At 70.0% G+C, this 18,245-nt stretch carries 19 protein-coding genes; 8 read left to right on the plus strand and 11 right to left on the minus strand.

Annotated elements, in window-relative coordinates; all coding sequences use genetic code 11:
* Positions 1 to 14: 14 nt before the first annotated feature.
* The gene (locus tag GPA04_RS14720) at positions 15 to 644 is read right to left on the minus strand and encodes a TetR/AcrR family transcriptional regulator (RefSeq protein WP_162458624.1); all 630 of its coding nucleotides are present in this window, start codon (positions 642 to 644) and stop codon (positions 15 to 17) included.
* A 50-nt stretch (positions 645 to 694) separates the two neighbouring features.
* Between GPA04_RS14720 and GPA04_RS21035 the strand changes: the two genes are divergently transcribed.
* Both GPA04_RS21035 and GPA04_RS21445 read left to right on the plus strand, forming a co-directional pair.
* Positions 695 to 991 (plus strand): hypothetical protein, encoded by a 297-nt coding sequence (locus GPA04_RS21035; protein ID WP_162458625.1) that lies wholly within the window; start codon positions 695 to 697, stop codon positions 989 to 991.
* Positions 992 to 1,042: 51 nt separating this feature from the next.
* Positions 1,043 to 1,177 (plus strand): hypothetical protein, encoded by a 135-nt coding sequence (locus tag GPA04_RS21445; protein WP_277754315.1) that lies wholly within the window; start codon positions 1,043 to 1,045, stop codon positions 1,175 to 1,177.
* Between the two features lie 1,377 nt (positions 1,178 to 2,554).
* On the opposite strand, the gene GPA04_RS14725 is transcribed toward GPA04_RS21445, so the two are convergent.
* Both GPA04_RS14725 and GPA04_RS14730 read right to left on the minus strand, forming a co-directional pair.
* Entirely contained in the window at positions 2,555 to 3,037 is a 483-nt protein-coding gene (locus GPA04_RS14725; protein ID WP_206674237.1) for a GNAT family N-acetyltransferase, read from the minus strand.
* 520 nt (positions 3,038 to 3,557) lie between these two features.
* Positions 3,558 to 4,100, minus strand: coding sequence for a TetR/AcrR family transcriptional regulator (locus GPA04_RS14730; protein ID WP_156224928.1), 543 nt, complete (start codon positions 4,098 to 4,100; stop codon positions 3,558 to 3,560).
* Positions 4,101 to 4,188: 88 nt separating this feature from the next.
* On the opposite strand from GPA04_RS14730, the gene GPA04_RS14735 reads away from it, so the two are divergent.
* From GPA04_RS14735 to GPA04_RS14745, 3 genes are all read left to right on the plus strand, one after another.
* A complete protein-coding gene (locus GPA04_RS14735) occupies positions 4,189 to 4,614 on the plus strand; it encodes a nitroreductase/quinone reductase family protein (RefSeq protein ID WP_156224929.1) in 426 nt (141 codons plus the stop codon).
* Complete coding sequence (locus GPA04_RS14740) at positions 4,611 to 5,378, plus strand: SDR family NAD(P)-dependent oxidoreductase (protein ID WP_156224930.1); 768 nt, start codon at positions 4,611 to 4,613, stop codon at positions 5,376 to 5,378. Before GPA04_RS14735 ends, GPA04_RS14740 begins: the two co-directional genes overlap by 4 nt.
* A gap of 148 nt (positions 5,379 to 5,526) precedes the next feature.
* On the plus strand, positions 5,527 to 6,951 hold the full coding sequence (locus tag GPA04_RS14745; RefSeq protein ID WP_156224931.1) for an NAD-dependent succinate-semialdehyde dehydrogenase: 1,425 nt from the start codon (positions 5,527 to 5,529) through the stop codon (positions 6,949 to 6,951).
* A 27-nt stretch (positions 6,952 to 6,978) separates the two neighbouring features.
* Here the strand turns inward: GPA04_RS14745 and GPA04_RS14750 are convergent, their stop codons facing one another.
* Complete coding sequence (locus tag GPA04_RS14750; protein ID WP_156224932.1) at positions 6,979 to 7,674, minus strand: GntR family transcriptional regulator; 696 nt, start codon at positions 7,672 to 7,674, stop codon at positions 6,979 to 6,981.
* A 177-nt stretch (positions 7,675 to 7,851) separates the two neighbouring features.
* Here GPA04_RS14750 and GPA04_RS14755 point away from each other — a divergent pair, with 177 nt between their 5' ends.
* Genes GPA04_RS14755 through GPA04_RS14765 form a run of 3 tightly spaced genes read left to right on the plus strand, consistent with a single transcriptional unit; the run spans position 7,852 to position 11,097 of the window.
* Complete coding sequence (locus GPA04_RS14755; RefSeq protein ID WP_241680822.1) at positions 7,852 to 9,141, plus strand: iron-containing alcohol dehydrogenase; 1,290 nt, start codon at positions 7,852 to 7,854, stop codon at positions 9,139 to 9,141.
* Between the two features lie 37 nt (positions 9,142 to 9,178).
* Positions 9,179 to 10,327 carry a CaiB/BaiF CoA transferase family protein gene (locus GPA04_RS14760; RefSeq protein WP_241680823.1) on the plus strand — a complete coding sequence of 383 codons (1,149 nt, stop codon included), beginning with the start codon at positions 9,179 to 9,181 and terminating at the stop codon, positions 10,325 to 10,327.
* Positions 10,324 to 11,097 (plus strand): enoyl-CoA hydratase-related protein, encoded by a 774-nt coding sequence (locus GPA04_RS14765; RefSeq protein WP_156224933.1) that lies wholly within the window; start codon positions 10,324 to 10,326, stop codon positions 11,095 to 11,097. Before GPA04_RS14760 ends, GPA04_RS14765 begins: the two co-directional genes overlap by 4 nt.
* A gap of 12 nt (positions 11,098 to 11,109) precedes the next feature.
* Here GPA04_RS14765 and GPA04_RS14770 read toward each other — a convergent pair whose 3' ends face one another.
* The 7 genes from GPA04_RS14770 to GPA04_RS14795 are packed head-to-tail and all read right to left on the minus strand — an operon-like array spanning position 11,110 to position 18,244.
* A complete protein-coding gene (locus GPA04_RS14770) occupies positions 11,110 to 12,075 on the minus strand; it encodes a Gfo/Idh/MocA family protein (protein WP_156224934.1) in 966 nt (321 codons plus the stop codon).
* On the minus strand, positions 12,075 to 12,887 hold the full coding sequence (locus GPA04_RS14775) for a sugar phosphate isomerase/epimerase family protein (protein ID WP_156224935.1): 813 nt from the start codon (positions 12,885 to 12,887) through the stop codon (positions 12,075 to 12,077). The genes GPA04_RS14770 and GPA04_RS14775 overlap by 1 nt, the downstream gene beginning before the upstream one ends.
* 31 nt (positions 12,888 to 12,918) lie before the next feature.
* The gene (locus tag GPA04_RS14780) at positions 12,919 to 13,623 is read right to left on the minus strand and encodes an SDR family NAD(P)-dependent oxidoreductase (RefSeq protein WP_156224936.1); all 705 of its coding nucleotides are present in this window, start codon (positions 13,621 to 13,623) and stop codon (positions 12,919 to 12,921) included.
* Positions 13,623 to 14,354 (minus strand): SDR family NAD(P)-dependent oxidoreductase, encoded by a 732-nt coding sequence (locus tag GPA04_RS14785; RefSeq protein WP_162458626.1) that lies wholly within the window; start codon positions 14,352 to 14,354, stop codon positions 13,623 to 13,625. The genes GPA04_RS14780 and GPA04_RS14785 overlap by 1 nt, the downstream gene beginning before the upstream one ends.
* Position 14,355: 1 nt before the next feature.
* Complete coding sequence (locus tag GPA04_RS14790; protein WP_162458627.1) at positions 14,356 to 16,596, minus strand: glycoside hydrolase family 2 protein; 2,241 nt, start codon at positions 16,594 to 16,596, stop codon at positions 14,356 to 14,358.
* A complete protein-coding gene (locus GPA04_RS21040) occupies positions 16,593 to 17,342 on the minus strand; it encodes a cyclase family protein (RefSeq protein WP_162458628.1) in 750 nt (249 codons plus the stop codon). Before GPA04_RS21040 ends, GPA04_RS14790 begins: the two co-directional genes overlap by 4 nt.
* Positions 17,339 to 18,244 carry a carbohydrate ABC transporter permease gene (locus GPA04_RS14795; protein WP_156224939.1) on the minus strand — a complete coding sequence of 302 codons (906 nt, stop codon included), beginning with the start codon at positions 18,242 to 18,244 and terminating at the stop codon, positions 17,339 to 17,341. The genes GPA04_RS21040 and GPA04_RS14795 overlap by 4 nt, the downstream gene beginning before the upstream one ends.
* Position 18,245 lies beyond the last annotated feature (1 nt).

An 18,245-nucleotide genomic window follows, 5' to 3' on the forward strand; every position in this document is an offset into this window, starting at 1 on the left:
GCGCTGCGGCGGAGCTAGCGGTCGCTGAATCCGTGGCTGCGCACGAGTTTGCGCAGGTCTGGGTCGATGGGGCGGCCCGCTGTGACGACCAGTCCGTCGATCGTGATGTCCAGGACGGCCTCGAAGGTGCCGTCGGTGTGGACGCGCCTGGCGAGGTCCTGCTGCACGGTTCCCACGACGACGGTGAGAACGGTGTGCCACGCCATGTGCGCGACGGTCCGGTCGACGCCGGCGGCACTCAACCGCTCGGTGACCCGGTTCAGGATCTCGGGGCCGGCCTGGGTGGAGCCAGCGCGTTCCAGGATGAGGCCGGCCGTGTTCGGTCGTGCGAGCAGCCAGGCGCGGATGTCGACCGCCAGGTGACGCAGCCACTCCTGCCAGGGCCCCGGGCGGTCGGTCAGCTCGATGTGGGCGATCGCGTCGGCCACCACGGCGGACAGCAGCGCGTCGAGGCCGGACACATGGTTGTAGAGAGCGCTCGGACGGACGTCGAGGTCCGCTGCCAGCGCGCGAAGACTGAATGCGGGCAGCCCGTGGGTCTCGATCAGCTCGGCGGCGCGGGTGATCACCGCCTGGCGGGTCAGGCGCTGGTCTGCGGGCGGTGCGCCGCGGCGGCGGCTTGTTGCTGCATGAACGGTGCTCATATAGCCTGCTCGTGGTCCTATGTGTACGGCGATCATATTTGGGAGGCGGCATGAGACGCGACATCCTGGCGGGCGCGTTGCTTGTGAACGCGCTACCGCACACGGTGACTGGCGTGGCCGGTCGGCGCGGCCTGACGCCACTCGGCGGGGAGGACTCATCCCCGGGCCTGAACCTGGTCTGGGCGGCGATGAATGTGGTCGGTGGAGCCGTGGTCCTGGCGAGCGCACCGTGGCGCGGACTCAGCGAGGCCGCCGCGGCGGACCGGAGGAGATCCGTCCAGCTCGGTGTCGCGGTGATGGGTTCCTTCGGCCTGGTGTATGAGGTGGCGCGGGCGCGCGGGCGATAGGTCGCCCGCGACGTCGCCGGCGCGGTGATGGTGACACCGTGCTCTCGTACGGTGGAGCGATGGGGCTCGAGAGCGGAGCGGGGGCGTTGTCGCCTGGCGATCGCCCTGTGGCTGCCCGAGGCCGCGGCTTGGGGGGACGTCGACGGCGCGCTCGAGATGGTCGCGTGGGGCGTCCGGGCGCTGTGAGATCAATAGGCGACTAGCGGCAGAGCGTGGCGGGCCATGGTGAGCCGGGAGTGGATGGTGTCCGTGCGGCGTCCTGGAGCTGCTGCGGCGTCGCAGAGCCGCGGTATGTGTCGATCAGGGCGAGGAGACTCTTGACCGGTTCGTTGAGCACGTGGACGGCTGACATTGGCGGCCGTGGCGCGGTCCCCGAGCGCGGTCCCATGGGTTCGCCTTCTGGCTGACCCCGGGTGATGTTTCACGTGAAACATCTGGCTGTGCGGAGCCGCAGCCGTGCGGCGTATGCCGCCTGCGTGTCCTGCCGGGCACGCGTTCGCTGGCGCTGAAGGCGGCCGGACGTGTGCCATGCGCTGCACTGACCACGTGTGGAGCGCCACGGTCACGAAGCCCTGGCTGCCTCCGCCCGCTTGCCGATGAGCCCGCGGGCGTGGACCTGTCGGACGGGCTGCTTCCGGGGGTTCGGTCGACGGCTGTCGGACGGGTCGTCGCTCTTGCCTGGGAGGAAGAAGGTGCGGTAGATGCTCTACAGATGTTTCACGTGAAACGGCCGGCGGGCTGCGGCTGGGTCGGCGAGCGTGGAGCGCAGCGATGCCTGCCATGACTACGGGCCCATGTCACCAGGACCAGACGCATCCGTGGAGCAATCGGCGCGGTGCTTCTGGGTCTGGCGTCAGCGGCACCAGCACCAGCACCGGCACCCGCCCGAGCACCGACCACGGCGCGATCGCCCGCACGCGCCAGCACTCGCGTGAGCACCGGCATCCGTGCCTGCACGACACCCGAGCCAGCTCTGATGCCCGCGCAGCAGTTGCGCCAACACCGCCACCCGCGGCCCCGCCGACTCCCATGCCAGCAGTCGCGGCAGTACCGCCACCCGCGCCCTCACCGACGTCCGCGCCAGCAGTCGCGGCGGCGCCGCCACCCGCGCCCCCGCCGACTCCCGTGCCAGCACCGACATCTGCGCCTCGGACGGACTCCCGGCGCCAGCACCGGTACCGCCACCTCCGCCACCGCCTCCCCGTCACCGGCTCCACCGACGTCACGGCTCCACCGCGTCCGCCGTGGTCCGCCCCCCTGAGGCAGCCGCATGTGCTTGCCGTGTGTGCCCCGGGGCAGCTCGACCCGCCACGGGAACGCGAGCGCATGCGTGTGAGAGGGGATCGCGGCGTCAGCTGAACCGCTCAGCCCGTAGGACCCACGGCTCCGGACGGTGGCGTGTCGGGTTGCTACCAGTTGCTCCATGCGGCTCGAGCCGATCGGCGGTCTGGGCATGCGACGCGGCTGGCCCCGGGCCCAGGCGCGGATCGTGTTTCACGTGGAACGCACGCGTCGCAATCTTCGGGGAGCGAGCACCTGCGATGTTTCACGTGAAACGGGAACCTAGTTCTCGGAGAGTGCCCCATCGGCCCACAGCAGTCTCTGACTGGTCCGGAACCCGTGGCGCTCGTACATGCGCGCTGATTCAGGAGATGCGTGCACCGTCACGTGCTCGACGCCGCGGGCTCTGGCGGTGGCCAGCACGGCGTCGACGAGGAGGCCGCCAACCCCGGCGTTCCTCAGCTCAGGCACCACGTAGCAGGACTGCAGGTCGCCCGACCATCGGTCGAGGCTTCGCACCGACGCTACGCGTGGGGTCAGCGCCAACCAGGCCATGCCGACCACCGTCATGCCGGTGTCGACCGCGACGTGCGGAAGGTGTGTCGCCCGGTTCGCTTGGGCCCACGCGATGGCGGAGGAAACGAACTCGTCCTCGCCGGAGCTGGCGAAGCCGCCCTCGCGCTCCCATCGCCACCGCAATCGGACGAGCTGCTCCAGCTCGTCGTCGTGCGCGAGGCGAGCGCTGATGCCCGACCGTGCTGCCACGCCGGAAGTCTAGGCGGCATGTGGAAGGGGCCACCGTGGCCACCGCCAGGAGTCGTTGCTATGCGTGCCGAATGTGGAACCCGAACGAGACGTGGCTGGTCGGAACAGGTGAAGGAGGAGCTCCGATCGTGGATGCCTACGGCCGCTTGCCACGGAGAGGCGGCGCTGCGACGGGTGCACTCGCGCTGATTGCCCCGTCGGCTGCGGCCGCGGACACGCTGCGAGCGACCCGGCAGGAGCCGACCGTGCGGACGAGTCGGCGTGCACCGTTTCACGTGAAACGGCCGTCGCCTCAAGTCCGCTCGGGCGCAGGTGAGCATCGCACCGGAGCGATGCTCTCTCACTCGCAGCGCCAAGCCGCGATCTGTGAGCACAGAACGGTTGGCGCCCGTGCGCACGGGCCCGCTGTGCCCGGGCGTGCACCTGTCCCAGGGGCTGCCCATCCGTAGAGCGGTGCCGCCCGCAAGAGATCACCATCGTCGCCCGGGTCGCCGGGCCGCGCACAACGACCGCGTCGAGATCAGGCGAGGATCCGGGTGATCGCTTCGACCGCGGCTACCCGCCTCGTGTCGCTGCCCACACTGCCGGCAGCGGCCAGGAGGCCGGTCGGCGCAAGCTCCCAGGCCTGGGCGACGGCATAGATGATGACGAGGAGGTCGACGGCGCCGATGGTCGGTGACGCCTGCTGCTGCACCGCTTCTACCTTCGCCAGGTACGTCTCCAGCGGCTCCGAGGCAGCCTCCGGTCGCTCAAGCTGCGCCCAGAGGCAGATACGCAGCACCTCCGGCTGGCGCTGATGGAAGTCGAACAGCTCGCCCACCCACGCCGGTAGATCGGACGGCTGCGGGGGGACCTCGTTCGCCATGCGAACGATCGCGGCGGAGAGCGCGGCGTCGAAGAGGCTGCTCTTGTTGCCGAAGTAGGCGTAGATCATGCGCACGTTGCTCTGCGCATCCTTCGCGATGCGGTCGATCCTGCCGCCGGAGTAGCCGTGCGCCGCGAACTCCGTGACCGCGGCGGAGAGGATCCGTGCCCTCGTCGCCTCCGCGTCTCGCTGCGCCATGCTCGCTCCGTTCCTGCTCTGCCGTTGGTTGACACGATCGTCCTCGCAGGCCTAGCGTATAAGTAAATAGATACTTACTAGGAGCACGATGGATTCCAGCATCGAACGGGCTTTGGCCATCACCCCCGCGTCGCGCGCCCGGGAGCGCACGATCGACATCACCACCACCGGCGCACGTACCGGCCGCTTGCGACGCATCGAGGTGTGGTTCTACCGGGTCGACGGGCGCATCTACCTCTCGTCGTCGCCGGCGCGCCGCGACTGGTACGCGAACATCGTGGCCAACCCTGACTTCGTGTTCCACCTCAAGAACGGGGTGCGGGCGGACCTGAAGGCCGTGGGCACACCGGTACTCGACCGCGCCGAGCGGGAGGTCGTGTTCTCGTCGATCATCGCCGACCTCAATCAGCCGTGGAATCCCGCAGGCATCCGCCAACCGGTCGCACCCCTCGACGCATGGATGCAGGGCAGCCCCCTCATCAGCGTCGATTTCCCCGACGGATCCGGCGCATGACCGCGAGCACCCCGCGGATCGCCGTGGTCACCGGGGCCAACCGGGGCCTGGGCCGAGCGGCAGCGCGTGCCCTCGCCCAGCGCGGCTTCGCCGTGGCGCTCACCTATCGGGGCGACCCTGGCGAGGCAGCCGGCGTCGTGGAGGAGATTTGTGACGCCGGCGGTGATGCCATCGTCGTGCGGCTCGACCTGGCGGACGTCGCCTCCTTTGCCGACTTCACGGTCTCGCTGCGGCACGACATCGACGCGCGGTGGGGCCGCTCCGCCATCGACGTGCTGGTCAACAACGCCGGTATCGGCCTGTTCGGCCGACTCGAAGACGCCACCGTGGATCAGTTCGACGCCCTCATCGGGACGAACCTGCGCGGCACCTTCTTCCTCATCCAGGCACTGGCGCCTCACATCGGCGACGGCGGTCGGATCATCAACGTCTCCACCTCCCTCACCCGCCACGTCAGCCCCGGGACCTCGCTCTACGCGGCGTCGAAGACGGCGGTGGAGGCCCTGAGCCGCAGCCTCGCCGTCGAGCTCGGACCACGGGGAATCCGCATCAACAGCATCGCCCCCGGGCCCACGGCCACCGACTTCAACGGCGGTGCCATACGCGACGACCCTGACCTGCGCAGCAGCCTCGCCGCCCACACCGCCCTCGGTCGCGTCGGCGAGCCCGCCGAGATCGCCGACGCCATCGCAGCCCTCGCCTCGAGCGAGCTGCGCTGGATGACGGCCGAACGCATCGAGGTCTCGGGCGGCAGCCTGCTGTAGAACCCGGCAGTGGGCCACCTGCAGCTCGAGCGTCCGCGCCGCGCCGGGAAGGAGACCTCAAGGCGCTCGTCGCCGAGGGACTCCCTCTGTCGAGCAGAATCCGATACGATCGGAAACGGCATGACCGACCACGACCGAGGGAGCCGACGTGCCCTACTTCACCTCCTCCTACATCGACGGCACGTGGCGAGACGGCGATGGCCGGACGTTCGCTGTGATCGACCCAGCCGACGGCACGACGATCGCCGATTTCGCCATCGCCTCGGAGGCTGACTGCGCAGCCGCCGTCGCGGCCGCGGCGGCGGCCGGCCCTGGCTGGGCGGCCACCCCGCCCCGCGAGCGGTCGGAGATCCTGCGGAGTGTCTTCGAGATCCTGCGCTCGGAGCGGGAGGTGCTCGCGGAGACGATCGTGCGCGAGAACGGCAAGGCGTTCAGTGACGCACTTGCCGAAGCCGACTACGCGACCGAGTTCTTCCGGTGGTTCGCCGAAGAAGCGGTACGGATCCCGGGTGACTACCGGCTGTCGCCCAACGGTGACAAGCGGATCATCGTGACTCGGCAGCCGATCGGCGTCTCCCTGCTCATCACGCCGTGGAACTTTCCCGCGGCGATGGCCACGAGAAAGCTGGGACCGGCGCTGGCGGCGGGTTGCACCACCATCCTCAAGCCGGCGCGCGAGACTCCGCTGACGGCCACCTACGTCGTCGATGCGCTCGAGCGCGCCGGCGTGCCGAAGGGAGTGGTCAACCTCGTCGTGCCGGCCCCGACCGGCCCCGCCGTCGCGGCGATGCTCCACGATCCTGCGGTCACGAAGCTCTCGTTCACCGGTTCCACCGAGGTGGGACGCCTGCTGCTGAGGGAGGCGGCCGACACCATCGTCAGTGCCTCCATGGAGCTGGGCGGGAACGCGCCGTTCATCGTGCTGGCGGACGCCGACCTCGAGGAGGCGGTCGAGGGCGCCGTCGTCGCGAAGATGCGCAACGGCGGATCCGCCTGCACCGCAGCGAACCGCTTCTACGTCCACAGCAGCCGCTACGAGGAGTTCAGCGAGCGGCTCGCCGAAGCCATGGCCGAGTTCGAGCCCCGACCTGGCCTGGAGCCAGGCAGCCGGCTGGGGGCTCTGGTGTCGATGGGGGAGCGGGACAAGATCACCGACCTGGTGGGCACCGCGGTGTCCGAGGGGGCCCACGTCGCGCTCGGTGGCGAACCGCAGGGACCGGGGGCGTTCTTCACCCCGACCGTGCTCACCCAGGTGCAGCACGGCACCACGATCACCCGGACCGAGATCTTCGGCCCGGTAGCGACGCTGATCGCGTTCGACGACGTCGACACCGCCGTCGCGATGGCCAACGACACCGAGTACGGCCTGATCGCCTACGTCTACGGCTCGGAGCGGGACGCCATGCGTGTGGCGCACCGGATCGACGCCGGCATGGTGGCGGTGAACCGCGGCGTTCTCAGCGACCCTGCCGCTCCGTTCGGAGGGATGAAGGCGAGCGGTCTTGGCCGCGAGGGGGCCACCGAGGGGATCCTCGAGTTCCTCGAGGAGAAGTACATCGGCCTGGCGCCCTGACCCCCGCTGGACCGGAGATCGACCGAGCTACTCGAAGGCTGCACCGAACCGTCGAGCGGAAGCCTCGATGTGCGAACGCATGGCGTAGGCGGCGGCATCCGGGTCGCGGCGACCGATCGCCGCGACGATCTCGGCATGCTCCTCGATGGCCTCGCTGGTCACGCTCGCCTTGTTCGACAGCCGGAACAGGTGCACGTGCGTGTGCAGGCGACTCAGCGAGTCACGGATGAACGTGTTGCGCCCGCACAGAGCGATCCGGTCGTGGAACTCGGCGTCGCGCTGGGAGAAGAGCGCGTACCCGCGGCTCCCGGACTCCGCCAGCACCTCGGGCCTCATCGCGTCGGCAAGCACGCGGAGCTCGGAGAGGTCGCTGTCGCTGGCACGCTCGGCGGCGCGACGTGTCGCGGCGGGTTCCAGGAGCAGCCGCAGCTCCACGAGGTCCTCGAACAGCTCCCGCGTCATCATCGGGGCGACCCGGTAGCCCGCCAGGTGCGTGCGAACCACGACACCCTCGGCGTCGAGGCGGTGCAGTGCCTCCCGGATCGGCGTCTGTGACACGCCCAGCTCGCGGGCGATCGCGTCGATGGTGATGCGCCCCTCCGGCTTCATCTCGGCCGAGAGGATGCGTGAGAGCAGGACGTCGTAGACCTCTTCGCCGATCGGCGTCCGGCCGGCGCGGGAGCCTTGAGGCTCCACGCTCCCGTGGGTGTCGCTGCGGTCCATCAAGCCCCCTCAGGTCATCGGCACACGAGACGGCCTCGGTACTGATCAGATCGTATCGGCCGACGTTGCGAAACATTGCCTGGGGGCATCATGCCCGAACCTGCGGATCTTGACACGCATCTTGGGGAAACCGTACTGTGACCGAGTCGGATAATCCTATCGGATTGGATCCAGTCGATGCCGCTGACCGGTGATGTCGCGCAGCCGATGCTGCTGGGCGAGAGCGACGGTGGCGGGGCGTCCGGGTTCGCCGTGCTCCGAGCACCCTCGGAGATCCTGTTCGGACCGGGCATGCGCAGGTCGGTGGGATGGCTGGCCGCGCGTGAAGGGCGGCGCGCGTACGTGATCGTCGACCCCTACCTGTCCGGCCAGGAGGAGTTCGAGCACGTGCTCGCGTCCTTGCGGTCCGAGGATGTCGAGGTCGCCATCTGCCGTGACGTCGAACCCGAGCTGCCCGCCGATCTGGCGGTGACGGTCGCCGCCGATGCCCGCCGCCACGGCACCGAGCTGATCGTGGCGGTCGGGGGCGGCAGCTGTATCGACCTCGCCAAGGTGGTCGCGACCCTGCTCCGCCACGGCGGGTCGCCGTCCGACTACTACGGCGAGTTCGGCGTCCCGGGGCCTGTCGTTCCGCTGATCGCCGTGCCGACCACCGCCGGCACCGGGTCGGAGGCCACCCCGGTCGCGGTCGTCGCCGACGCCACCCTCGGCATGAAGGTCGGCATCTCGAGCCCCCACCTCATCCCGCGGGTGGCGGTGTGCGACCCCGAGCTGACGATCACCTGCCCGCCTGAGGTGACAGCGGCCGCGGGGGCCGACGCGCTCGCGCACTGCGTCGAGTCGCTGACCGCGCGCCAGCGGCAGGGGACGCCCGAGCTGCCGCGCGACCGGGTCTTCGTCGGGCGCAGCCGCCTCACCGACACGCTGGCGCTCCAGGGCATCAGCGCCCTGGTCGCGGGCCTGCAGGTGGCCTACCGCGATCCGACCAACCTGTCCGCGCGCACCGAGACGATGTACGCGTCGTTGCTCGGAGGGCTGGCCTTCGGTACCGCTGGGACGGCCGCCGCCCACGCCCTCCAGTACCCGATCGGGGTGCTGACCGGCACCGCTCACGGGGTGGGTGTGGGCTGCCTGCTCCCGTACGTGATGGCCTACAACCAGGTGGAGCGGCTCGAGGAGATGGCGGCGATCGCTCGCATCTTCGGCGCCTCGGGCCCTGACGGCGACCTCGCCGGTCGCGCGCCGCACCTGGTGCGCGACTTCCTCAGCGCTCTGGGGATTCCCCGCACGTTGTCCGCGATCGGTGTCAGCACCGAGAATGTCGCATGGATCGCCGAGCAGGGAGTCCGCGCCGTGCGGCTGAGCGAGAACAACCCGCGCACGTTGACCCTGGCCGCAGCGAGCGCCGTCGTGGCTGCTGCGGTCGACGGCGACCTCGACGCCGTACCCGCCGCGGAGGACCAGTGACGGCACCGTTCGCCAACGATCACCCGGAGGACAGCCGATGAACGCCGGAGCACTCGCGGGCATGAAGGTCATCGACCTGACGCAGGTGATGGCCGGGCCCTTCAGCACGATGCTCCTCGCCGATCTCGGCGCGGACGTGGTCAAGGTCGAGCCGCCCGGCGGCGGGGACCAGACCCGGCACTCGTGGGGGCGTTCGGGCAAGGGCGACGACGGACCGGCGTTCTTCGCGCTCAACCGCAACAAGCGCAGCGTCGTCCTCGACCTGCGCGACGAGCAGGACCGACAGCACCTCCTCGACCTGGTCGCGGAGGCCGACGTCGTCGTCGAGAACTACCGCCCGGGCGTGACCGAGCGGCTCGGGATCGACTACGAGTCGCTGCGGGCGGTCGCACCGTCGATCATCTACGCCAGCATCACGGGTTTCGGCTCGTACGGTCCCTACTCCCAGCGCGCCGGGTACGACCTCATCGCCCAGGGCCTGGCCGGGGTGATGAGCGTGACCGGGTCACCCGGCGGCCCGCCGGTCAAGGCGGGGGTGCCGGTCGCAGACCTGGGTTCCGGTCTGTTCTGCGTCTACGGGATCCTGAGCGCGTACATCCACAAGCTGCGCACCGGCGAGGGGCAACGGATCGAGACGTCCCTGTACGACTCGGCCCTGGCGTTGTCCGTGTGGGAGGCAACCGAGTACTGGGCCAGCGGACAGGTGCCGGTGGCCACCGGCTCCGCGCACCGCATGTCCGCCCCGTACCAAGCCTTCGAGACCGCGGACGGCTGGATGACGATCGGGGCGAACAACCAGCGGCTCTGGGGCTATCTCTGCGCCGCGCTCGGACGCCCCGAGCTGGAGAGTGACGAGCGGTTCGCCACGAACCCCGACCGGATGCGCAACCGCGCCGAGCTCGCCGACCTGATCAGCGAGGTGCTGGCCACCGACACGACCGACGCATGGGTCGAGCGCCTGCTGGCCGCAGGCGTGCCCGCCGGCAAGATCCAGCCCTACGACGCCGTGCTCGCCGACCCGCACACGCAGGCACGCGAGATGGTGCAGACCATCCCCCACCCGGTCGAGGGCACCGTGCAGACCCTCGGATTCCCCGTCAAGCTCTCAGGCACGCCGGCGCAGGCACGGCGCCACCCGCCGCTGCTCGACGAGCACCGCGACGAGCTGCTGGGCGGCCAGGCGTGACGGGTTCGGTCCTCGTCGAGAGGGCGGACGACGTCGTCACGGTCACCTTCGCCAACCCGCGGCGGCGCAACGCGCTCGACCACGCGATGTACGACGCCTTCGAGGCCACGTGCGACGACGTCCGCGACGACCGCAGCGTGCGCGCCGTCGTGCTCCGGGGCGCGGAGGGCCACTTCGCGGGCGGCACCGACATCAACGAGCTCCTCGCCATCACGGACGGCGATCTCGGCGTCGAGTACGAGCGCCGGATGCGTCAGGTGCAGAGCGCCCTGCTCGCGGTGCGGGTGCCGGTGCTCGCCGTGGTCGACGGCGCGTGCGTGGGCGGCGGGCTGGTGCTGGCCGCGCTCGCCGACATCGTGTACGCCACCAGCCGCGCACGGTTCGGGTCGCCGATCGCGCAGACGATCGGCAACACCCTGTCCGCCACCTCGATCGCGCGGCTGCACGCCACCCTGGGGCGGCGCCTGACCAGCGAGATCCTGCTGACCGGTCGGCTGCTCGACGCCGCCGAGGCCCGGGCTGCCGGCTTCGTCACCGCCGTGGCCGACGGCCAGGAGCTGGAGACCCTCGTGGCGACCGCGCTCGACCGCATCCGTACGGCCGCTCCGCTGACGCTGCGCTCGGTCAAGGGTCTGGAGCGACGCATCGACGCCGCGGTGAGCCAGGTGCCGGTCGACGACGTCTATCGCGACGTCTACGGCAGCGAGGACTTCCGGACCGGTGTCGCGAGCTTCGTCGAGCGTCGACCACCGAGGTTCACGGGTCGGTAGCGAGACCGCGCGTCAGCGGCTCTCGGCGGTGGAGGACCCGAGGATCTCGTGCGAGATCTCCACGGTTCGCAGGCCGTCGCGCACACCCGGTACCGGGTCGGAGCCGCCCGCCAGCATCGCGAGGAACGCGGCGGTCTCGCCGCCGTAGCCCATGTCCTCGGCGTCCTCCCGTGGCAGGTCGGTCACGGCCCCGGCGACGTCCAGCACCTCCGAGGACCACATCCCGGCACCGGAGACCACGGCTGCCGACCGCGTCCCGAGCACTCCGCACTGGTTGCGCTGGATCCGGCTCGCCCAGCTCACCTGGAGCGATCCGGTCGCTCCGGAGGTGAACCGCACGGTCGCCGCCAGGGTGTCGTCGAAGCCCGGCAGCTCGGGGTCGGAGCAGAGCACCTCACCGCGTGCCGCGACGATCTCCCCGCCCAGCCAGCGGAACAGGTCGATGTCGTGGGAGACCGACTCCACCGTCATGCCGCACAGCTGATCGGCGTCGGCGCGCCAGTTGCCCGGGCCCGGTGGCAGGTGGCCGAGCCGCTGCCGGAACAGCTGCAGCGGCGTGCCGAGCCGCTCACCGTCGTCAGCGAGCTCCTTGAGGTGGCGGTAGGGCGGGTGCCACCGGCGCATGAAGCCCATCATGAACGGCACGCCGTGCTCCTCGACGATCGCGGTGAGCGCCAGCGCGTCCGCCACCGTGGCCGCGAGCGGCTTCTCGCAGAAGATCCCACGGCCGGCCTCGGCCAGCGCGCGCACGATCGGGATCCGCACCCGCGGTGGCGTCGTCACGTAGGCGGCATCCACGTGGCCGATCGCCTCGTCCGTGGAGGCGAGGACGCGTGCGCCGGTGCGCTCGGCGAACCGGCCCGCGTTCTCGACGTCGGGGTCGACGACGGCGGTGATCTGCACCTCGGGGTGCTCGAGGAGGTGCGTGACATGGTGTCGCGCGACGCCGCCCGCGCCGATGAAGCCGATCCGGACCATCAGTCGTCCTCCGTCGCGTAGCGCCGCGCGATCCGCGCGCCGGCTGTCAGGTCGTCGATCACCGTGTCGAGGCTGCGGCGCGGGAACTCCACGAGCAGCAGCCCGCTGTAGTCGCGCTCGACCAGCCGCCCCAGCACCGCGTCGAAGTCCACGATCCCCTCGCCGAACCCGACGAAGTCCTCGCGCCCCTGCGACGATGCGCAGTCCTTGAGATCGACGTGCACGATCCGGTCACCGAGCTCGTCGACGACGGCGATCATGTCGACGCCGGAGGCCGTGAAGTGACCGGTGTCGAGGCACATGCCGATCGTCTCCGAGGGCACCGCCTCGAAGATCCTCCGGTAGTCCTCGGGCAGCTCGAGCACGTTGTCGACGTGGTTCTCGAGCGCGATCGTGACGCCGCGGTCGGCTGCCACGGGTGTGATCTGGCGCAGCACGTCGATCACGCCCTCGAGGCCGCCGGCGGTGCCGCGGGCACTGCCTGTCGCCTTGATCAGGCCGATTCCGAGGCGATCGGCGGCCTCCAGCACCCACAGCCACCGCGCCACCTCGCGCGCGTGGTCGGCGTTGCCGGCGCTGCTGAACCCCGGCAGGTGCAGCGAGACCGGCAGCAGGCCACGTTCGGCGCACCGGACCCGGATCGACTCGATCCCCGACGGTGTCAGGTTGCGCCCGTACCAGCAGTTGAGCTCGACGCGCCGGATGCCCAGGCGGGGGATGAGGTCGAAGGCGTACTCGAAGTTCTCGTCCCCGAAGCCGTCGAGGCCGATCGTGGCCACGGCGACTGCGCGGCGCGCGTCGGGGCGGGTCATCGGTCGTCCTCTCGGGTCGGCGCGGGGCTGATCAGTGGAGGCCGCCGTTGACGTCCACGACCGCGCCGTGCATGTGGCGGGCACCCGAGCCCGCGAGGAACGCGATCGTCTCGGCCACGTCGTCCGGTGCAGCCAGGCGCCGGGTCGGCGTGCGAGCCGCGATCTCGCGGCGCTGCTCGTCGGTGGTCACCTCCCACATCTGCGGCGTGTCCGGAGGTCCCGGGCAGACGGCGTTGATGCGGATGCCGCTGCCGGCCAGCTCCTCCGCGAGGTGCCGGGTGAGCCCGATCAGGCCGTACCGGGCGACGGTGTAGTGCGGGCCCATCACGCTGCTGTACCGGCGCCCCGCGATCGAGGACGTCACCACGATCGCCGCGCCGCTGCGCAAGTGGGGCAGCGCCGTCTTGATCGTCAGCATCGCGCCCCGGAGGTTGATGCCGATCACGCGGTTCCACTCCTCGAGCGTGAGGTCCGCGAGCGGGGTGGTCGATCCCACGAAGGCGTGCGTGACCACCACGTCGAGCCGTCCGGCGTGCTCGACGGCGGCCTCGACCATGTCGCGCTGGGAGTCGGCCGACGTCGGGTCGAGCTGGAGCGGCAGGAACCGCTCGTCGGCCCGGGGCGCAGGTGCGGCGAGGTCGGCTCCGGTGACGCCGTGGCCGTCGGCGAGGAACAGGTCCGCCGTCGCCGCTCCGATGCCGGCCGCGGCGCCGGTGACGAGCACGCCGCGTGCCATCAGTACAGCCCTCCGTTGACGTCGAGCACCGCGCCGTGGATGTGGCGGGCCCGGGGGTCCGCCACGAACTCCACGACCGAGGCGACGTCCTCGGGCTCGGCGATCCGACGCAACGGCGTGCGCTGGACGATCCCCTCGATCTCCTCCTCGCTCGAGTTCGCCGTGAGGATCGGCGAGTTCGTGGGCCCGGGGGCCACGCAGTTGATCCGTACCCCGGTGCCCGCGAGCTCGGCAGCCAGGTGTCGGGTGAGCCCGATCAGGCCGTACTTGGACACCGTGTAGTGAGCGCCGTTGGCGACGCTCCTGGTCCGGCCGGCGATCGAGGAGATCACCACGACGGCCCCGCTGCCGTTCTCGATCATCGACGGCAGCACGGTCTGGATGCAGGTCATGGTGCCGGTGACGTTGATGCCGAAGACCCGGTCCCAGGACTCCGGCGTCATCTCGCTGAACGGCTCGGGGAAGCCCACGGCCGCGCTCGTGACCAGCACGTCGACGCCGCCCTCCTCGTCGACCACCCGACCGAGGGCCGCGCGCACGGCGTCGGCGTCCGCCACGTCCAGCCGGTGGGGGACCCACCTGCCGGAGTCGCGCTCCGGCAGGGGGTCCGGCTGCGGCTCGGCGAGGTCGAAGCCATGCACGGTGGCACCCTGGGCGAGAAAGGCGGCGGCCGTGGCCTGGCCGATCCCGCTCCCGGAGCCGGTGATGACGACTGCTCGCTGCTCGCTCATGTCACCGCACCACGATGTCCATGAAGTTGCTGGACAGCTCGGTGCCCGCGGCATCGGTGACCAGCATGTCGACCCGGTACTCCCCGGTCGGGGCGTCGGCCGGGATCGGCCACACCACGTGATCGGTCACCGCCACCGAGTCGGCGAGGATGGTGCCCGAGAACGCGTTGCGCGCGACCTCGGTGCCGCTCTCGCGGTGGCTGATCCGCCATGAGATCTGCGCACCCTCGTAGGCCGCGTCGACGTCGTTGGTCAGCCACAGCTTCGCGGTGAAGGTCTGCGTCGGCGCGTACACCTTCTCCCGGCCGATGACGTAGGGCGTCACCTCGCGCTCGAGGCTGACCAGCACGCGGGTGTAGACCGCCTTCATCCAGTCGTAGACCTTGTACGGCCGGCGGTAGTAGTCGAGCAGCCCGGACCCGATGATCGGGCAGGAGTCGCTCCAGTAGTAGAGGTACATCGAGGCGACCGGGCTGTACTTGCGCTGCCGGAAGAACTCGATCTGCTCCTTGACGACCAGCGCCTCGTACGACTGGTAGTTGTCGATGAACTCCTCGAGCGAGCTGCCGATGTCGATCTTGGCGAACCCGAAGGCGAGGTCGTAGAACAACCCGTGGTACTCCCAGGTGTCCCAGTGCGGGGGCCACAGCTTGTCCTCGGGGATGAAGGTCTTGAGGGTCTCCAGCACCGGGATCGACGCCGCACCGAACTCGACGATCTGCGGCTGGATGATCTTCTGGCTCAGGTCCATGTCGCCGGGCTGGACGCCGCCGATCATGAGGTTCTGCGCACCCTCGCGGTAGTCACCGAGGTGGATCCAGCGGGTGGGGTCGACCGTGCCGAGCGTCTCCTTGAGGATCTGGCACAGCCGGAAGAAGTTGTTCGGCTTGTCCGGCAGCAGGTAGATCTCGGGCTCCTTGAAGACCGACCACATGCCCATGCTGGCGTGGTTGACCAGCATCTGACCCATGTCGCGGATCATCTCCGACGCCCGCTCGATGAAGTCGTCGCTGTCGCTGACGCAGTAGTGCAGCGGGAACACCTGCCAGACGAGGAAGCCCATCTCGTCGCACATCGTGTAGAACTCGTCGGGCTCGACGTGGCTGCCGATGCGGATCGAGTTGATCTGCATGTCGAGCATCTTGCCGAGGTCCTCCGACCACAGCGTGCGGTTGCCCTCGCTCAGCCACTGCGAGGTGATGTACCGCATGCCGCGCAGGAAGATGCGCTTGTTGTTGAGGTACCACTGGCCGGTCGGCTCGTCGTGACGGATCTCCTTGATGCCGAAGGTCTGGTCCAGGCAGTCCTCGCCGACGGCGATCGTGGCGACGTACAGGTCGGGGTTGCCGTGGTCCCAGGTCCACCACAGCCGTGCGTCCCGCACGGTGAGCACGAGCTTGACGACGTTCTCGCCGGGCTGCAGCACGACCGGGCGGTCGGGGCCGCTGACGGCGGGGCCGTCGAAGGTCTTGGGCGTGACGGTCAGTCGCGCCGTCGTCCGCACGACCGTGCCGGTCGTGTTGACGATCGTGACGTCGACGGCGACCAGACCGGTCCCGTCGGGCTTGTCCAGCTGGTCGCCCAGCCAGTCCTTCTTGATGCCGATCCGCGTGAAGATCCGGGCGTAGGAGACGTGCACGTCCGGCCGGGCGATCAGCGAGATGCTTCCCCACGGACCCCCGGAGTTGCCGTCCTGACGGAACTTCGTCATCGAGCCCGGGCGGTGCATCGCGTCGATCATGTGGCCCTTGATCTGGCTGATCGACCTGGCCTGGTGCCGCTGGTAGTCGTCCGAGAGCGGGTTGTCGGAGAACACCGCCTGGATGTACTCGGTGTCGTCACGCGGCGCGCCGTCCTTGAGCACGACGACGTTCTCGCCGTCCCGGTCGACGAGGTCGGTGACGTCGATCTCGAACGGGTTGAACATGCCCTCGTGGGACCCGACGAAGGTGCCGTTGACCCAGACGTCCGCGAAGTAGTCCACCGCCCCGAACCGCAGGTAGACCCGCTGACCCTCGAACTCCGGCGGCACCGTGAAGGTGCGGCGGAACCACACCGTGCCGAAGTAGTCACCGATCTCGGTGAGGTACCAGTTCGTCGGCAGCTCGAGCGTGGCCCACTCGGTCACGTCGAGCTCGGCGGATCCGAACCCGCGCTCCTCGCCGGTGTCCTCGGGGTCGAGCGCGTATGACCAGGGTCCCGAGAGGTCGCTGGTCGTCCGGCCTTCGTGGAGAGAGATCACGGTTGCCTTTCTGTTGTGGTGCCGTGCCCGTGTGGCGGTGCTGTCAGGGGGAACGCGAGTGCTCGGGTGGGACCGCCGTCGCTGCCCACGAGGGCGATCGGTGCCGCGACGAGGAGCACCCGCGCGGGGAGGCGGTCGAGACCGTGCAGGTACTCGATGAGGCCGATGCCGCTGCGGAGAAGCACGTCGTGCGTGACGAACTCCGGCGGCGTCCCCGGCTCGCCCGCGAGCGTGCGCCGGATCGGCTCGTCCTGCGGGAAGTCGAAGCCGACGGCCCGGGGCCCGCCGCCGGCGAGCCACTCGGCACCGCTGCGGTCCACCCAGGGGGCGTCGTGCCAGTAGTCCGGTGTCGCGATGTCGCGGCGGCGGTCCCAGTCGGTACGCAGCAGCACGATGTCGCCGGGTACCAGCTCGGGCGCACGCCGGGCTGCCCGCGCCAGTTGGTCGGCGCCGATCGGGGCGCCGGGGGCGATGTCGCTGAGGTCGAGCACCGAGGCGGTGCCGACCCAGGTGCTGACCGGCACCTCGTGCAGGGCGTGCGCTCCCGCGGCGACGTGCGACGGCGCATCGGCGTGCGTGAACGCGTGCGCCGACATGGCGAAGCGCGAGGTCTCGAACGGGGCACCGTCCCGGAGCCGGTCCACGAGCTCGCGCTCGTGGCGCCACCGGAAGTGGTGCGGGTCGATCGGGAAGCTGAGGTCGACGGCCGCGGCGGGGTCGATGCTCAGGCGGACGGCGTCGTTCACCCCTTCGCGCCCGTCGTCGCGATGCCCTCGACCAGGTAGCGCTGGGCGGCGATGAAGAACCCGACGATGGGAGCCAGCGCGAGCATCGACATCGCGAAGAGCGAGCCGTACGAGGACTGCCCGGTGGAGTCGAGGAAGCTGCTCAGAGCGATCGGCACCGTGTGCGTGGCCGGGTCGTTGAGGTAGATCAGCGGCGTGAAGAAGTCGTTCCAGGTCCAGATGAACGTGAAGATCGCGGTCGTCGCCAGCGCGGGGACCGTCAGCGGCAGGATGATGCGGCCGTAGATGCCGAACGGTCCGCACCCGTCGAGGCGCGCCGCCTCGTCCAGCTCGCGGGGCAGGGACCGGATGAACTGCACCATCAGGAAGATGAAGAACGCATCGGTCGCGAGGAACTTCGGCAGGATCAGCGGCCAGAAGGTGTTGACCCAGCCGATCGAGGAGAACACGACGTACTGGGGCACGACGACCACGTGGTACGGCAGCATGATGGTGAGCAGGACGATGCCGAGCACCAGTTTGTTGCCACGGAACCGCAGCCGGGCGATCGCGAACGCCGCCAACGAGCACGAGGCGAGGTTGCCGATGACCGCGGCGGCCGCGATGATCGCGGAGTTCGTGAAGAACCGGCCGAACCCGTGCTGCAGGGCGTTCCAGCCGTTGGTGTAGTTCTCCAGGGTCCAGCTCTCGGGCCACAGCCCGGTGCTGAAGATCTCCTCCTGCGGCTTCAGCGAGCTGAGCAGCATCCAGATCACCGGGTAGAGCATCACGATCGTGGCGGTGATCAGCAGCAGGTGACGCAACGTCCGGGTGAAGCGCGAGGCCTGGGCTCCGGCGAACCGGGAGGTGTCGGCATCCGGGTTGTTGCTGATGCGCTTGGCAGCGGTGCGGGCGATAGCCATG

Origin of the sequence: Pseudactinotalea suaedae (genome assembly GCF_009733815.1) — a bacterium.
GTDB classification, from domain to species: domain Bacteria; phylum Actinomycetota; class Actinomycetes; order Actinomycetales; family Beutenbergiaceae; genus Pseudactinotalea; species Pseudactinotalea suaedae.

What these genes read in the sequence shown, in the direction of transcription:
- GPA04_RS14720 (WP_162458624.1), bottom strand. Translation starts at nt 644, where the DNA reads ATGAGCACCGTTCATGCAGCAACAAGCCGCCGCCGCGGCGCACCGCCC.
- GPA04_RS21035 (WP_162458625.1), top strand. Translation starts at nt 695, where the DNA reads ATGAGACGCGACATCCTGGCGGGCGCGTTGCTTGTGAACGCGCTACCG.
- GPA04_RS14730 (WP_156224928.1), bottom strand. Translation starts at nt 4,100, where the DNA reads ATGGCGCAGCGAGACGCGGAGGCGACGAGGGCACGGATCCTCTCCGCC.
- GPA04_RS14735 (WP_156224929.1), top strand. Translation starts at nt 4,189, where the DNA reads ATGGATTCCAGCATCGAACGGGCTTTGGCCATCACCCCCGCGTCGCGC.
- GPA04_RS14740 (WP_156224930.1), top strand. Translation starts at nt 4,611, where the DNA reads ATGACCGCGAGCACCCCGCGGATCGCCGTGGTCACCGGGGCCAACCGG.
- GPA04_RS14750 (WP_156224932.1), bottom strand. Translation starts at nt 7,674, where the DNA reads ATGGACCGCAGCGACACCCACGGGAGCGTGGAGCCTCAAGGCTCCCGC.
- GPA04_RS14755 (WP_241680822.1), top strand. Translation starts at nt 7,852, where the DNA reads ATGCCGCTGACCGGTGATGTCGCGCAGCCGATGCTGCTGGGCGAGAGC.
- GPA04_RS14760 (WP_241680823.1), top strand. Translation starts at nt 9,179, where the DNA reads ATGAACGCCGGAGCACTCGCGGGCATGAAGGTCATCGACCTGACGCAG.
- GPA04_RS14770 (WP_156224934.1), bottom strand. Translation starts at nt 12,075, where the DNA reads ATGGTCCGGATCGGCTTCATCGGCGCGGGCGGCGTCGCGCGACACCAT.
- GPA04_RS14775 (WP_156224935.1), bottom strand. Translation starts at nt 12,887, where the DNA reads ATGACCCGCCCCGACGCGCGCCGCGCAGTCGCCGTGGCCACGATCGGC.
- GPA04_RS14780 (WP_156224936.1), bottom strand. Translation starts at nt 13,623, where the DNA reads ATGGCACGCGGCGTGCTCGTCACCGGCGCCGCGGCCGGCATCGGAGCG.
- GPA04_RS14785 (WP_162458626.1), bottom strand. Translation starts at nt 14,354, where the DNA reads ATGAGCGAGCAGCGAGCAGTCGTCATCACCGGCTCCGGGAGCGGGATC.
- GPA04_RS14795 (WP_156224939.1), bottom strand. Translation starts at nt 18,244, where the DNA reads ATGGCTATCGCCCGCACCGCTGCCAAGCGCATCAGCAACAACCCGGAT.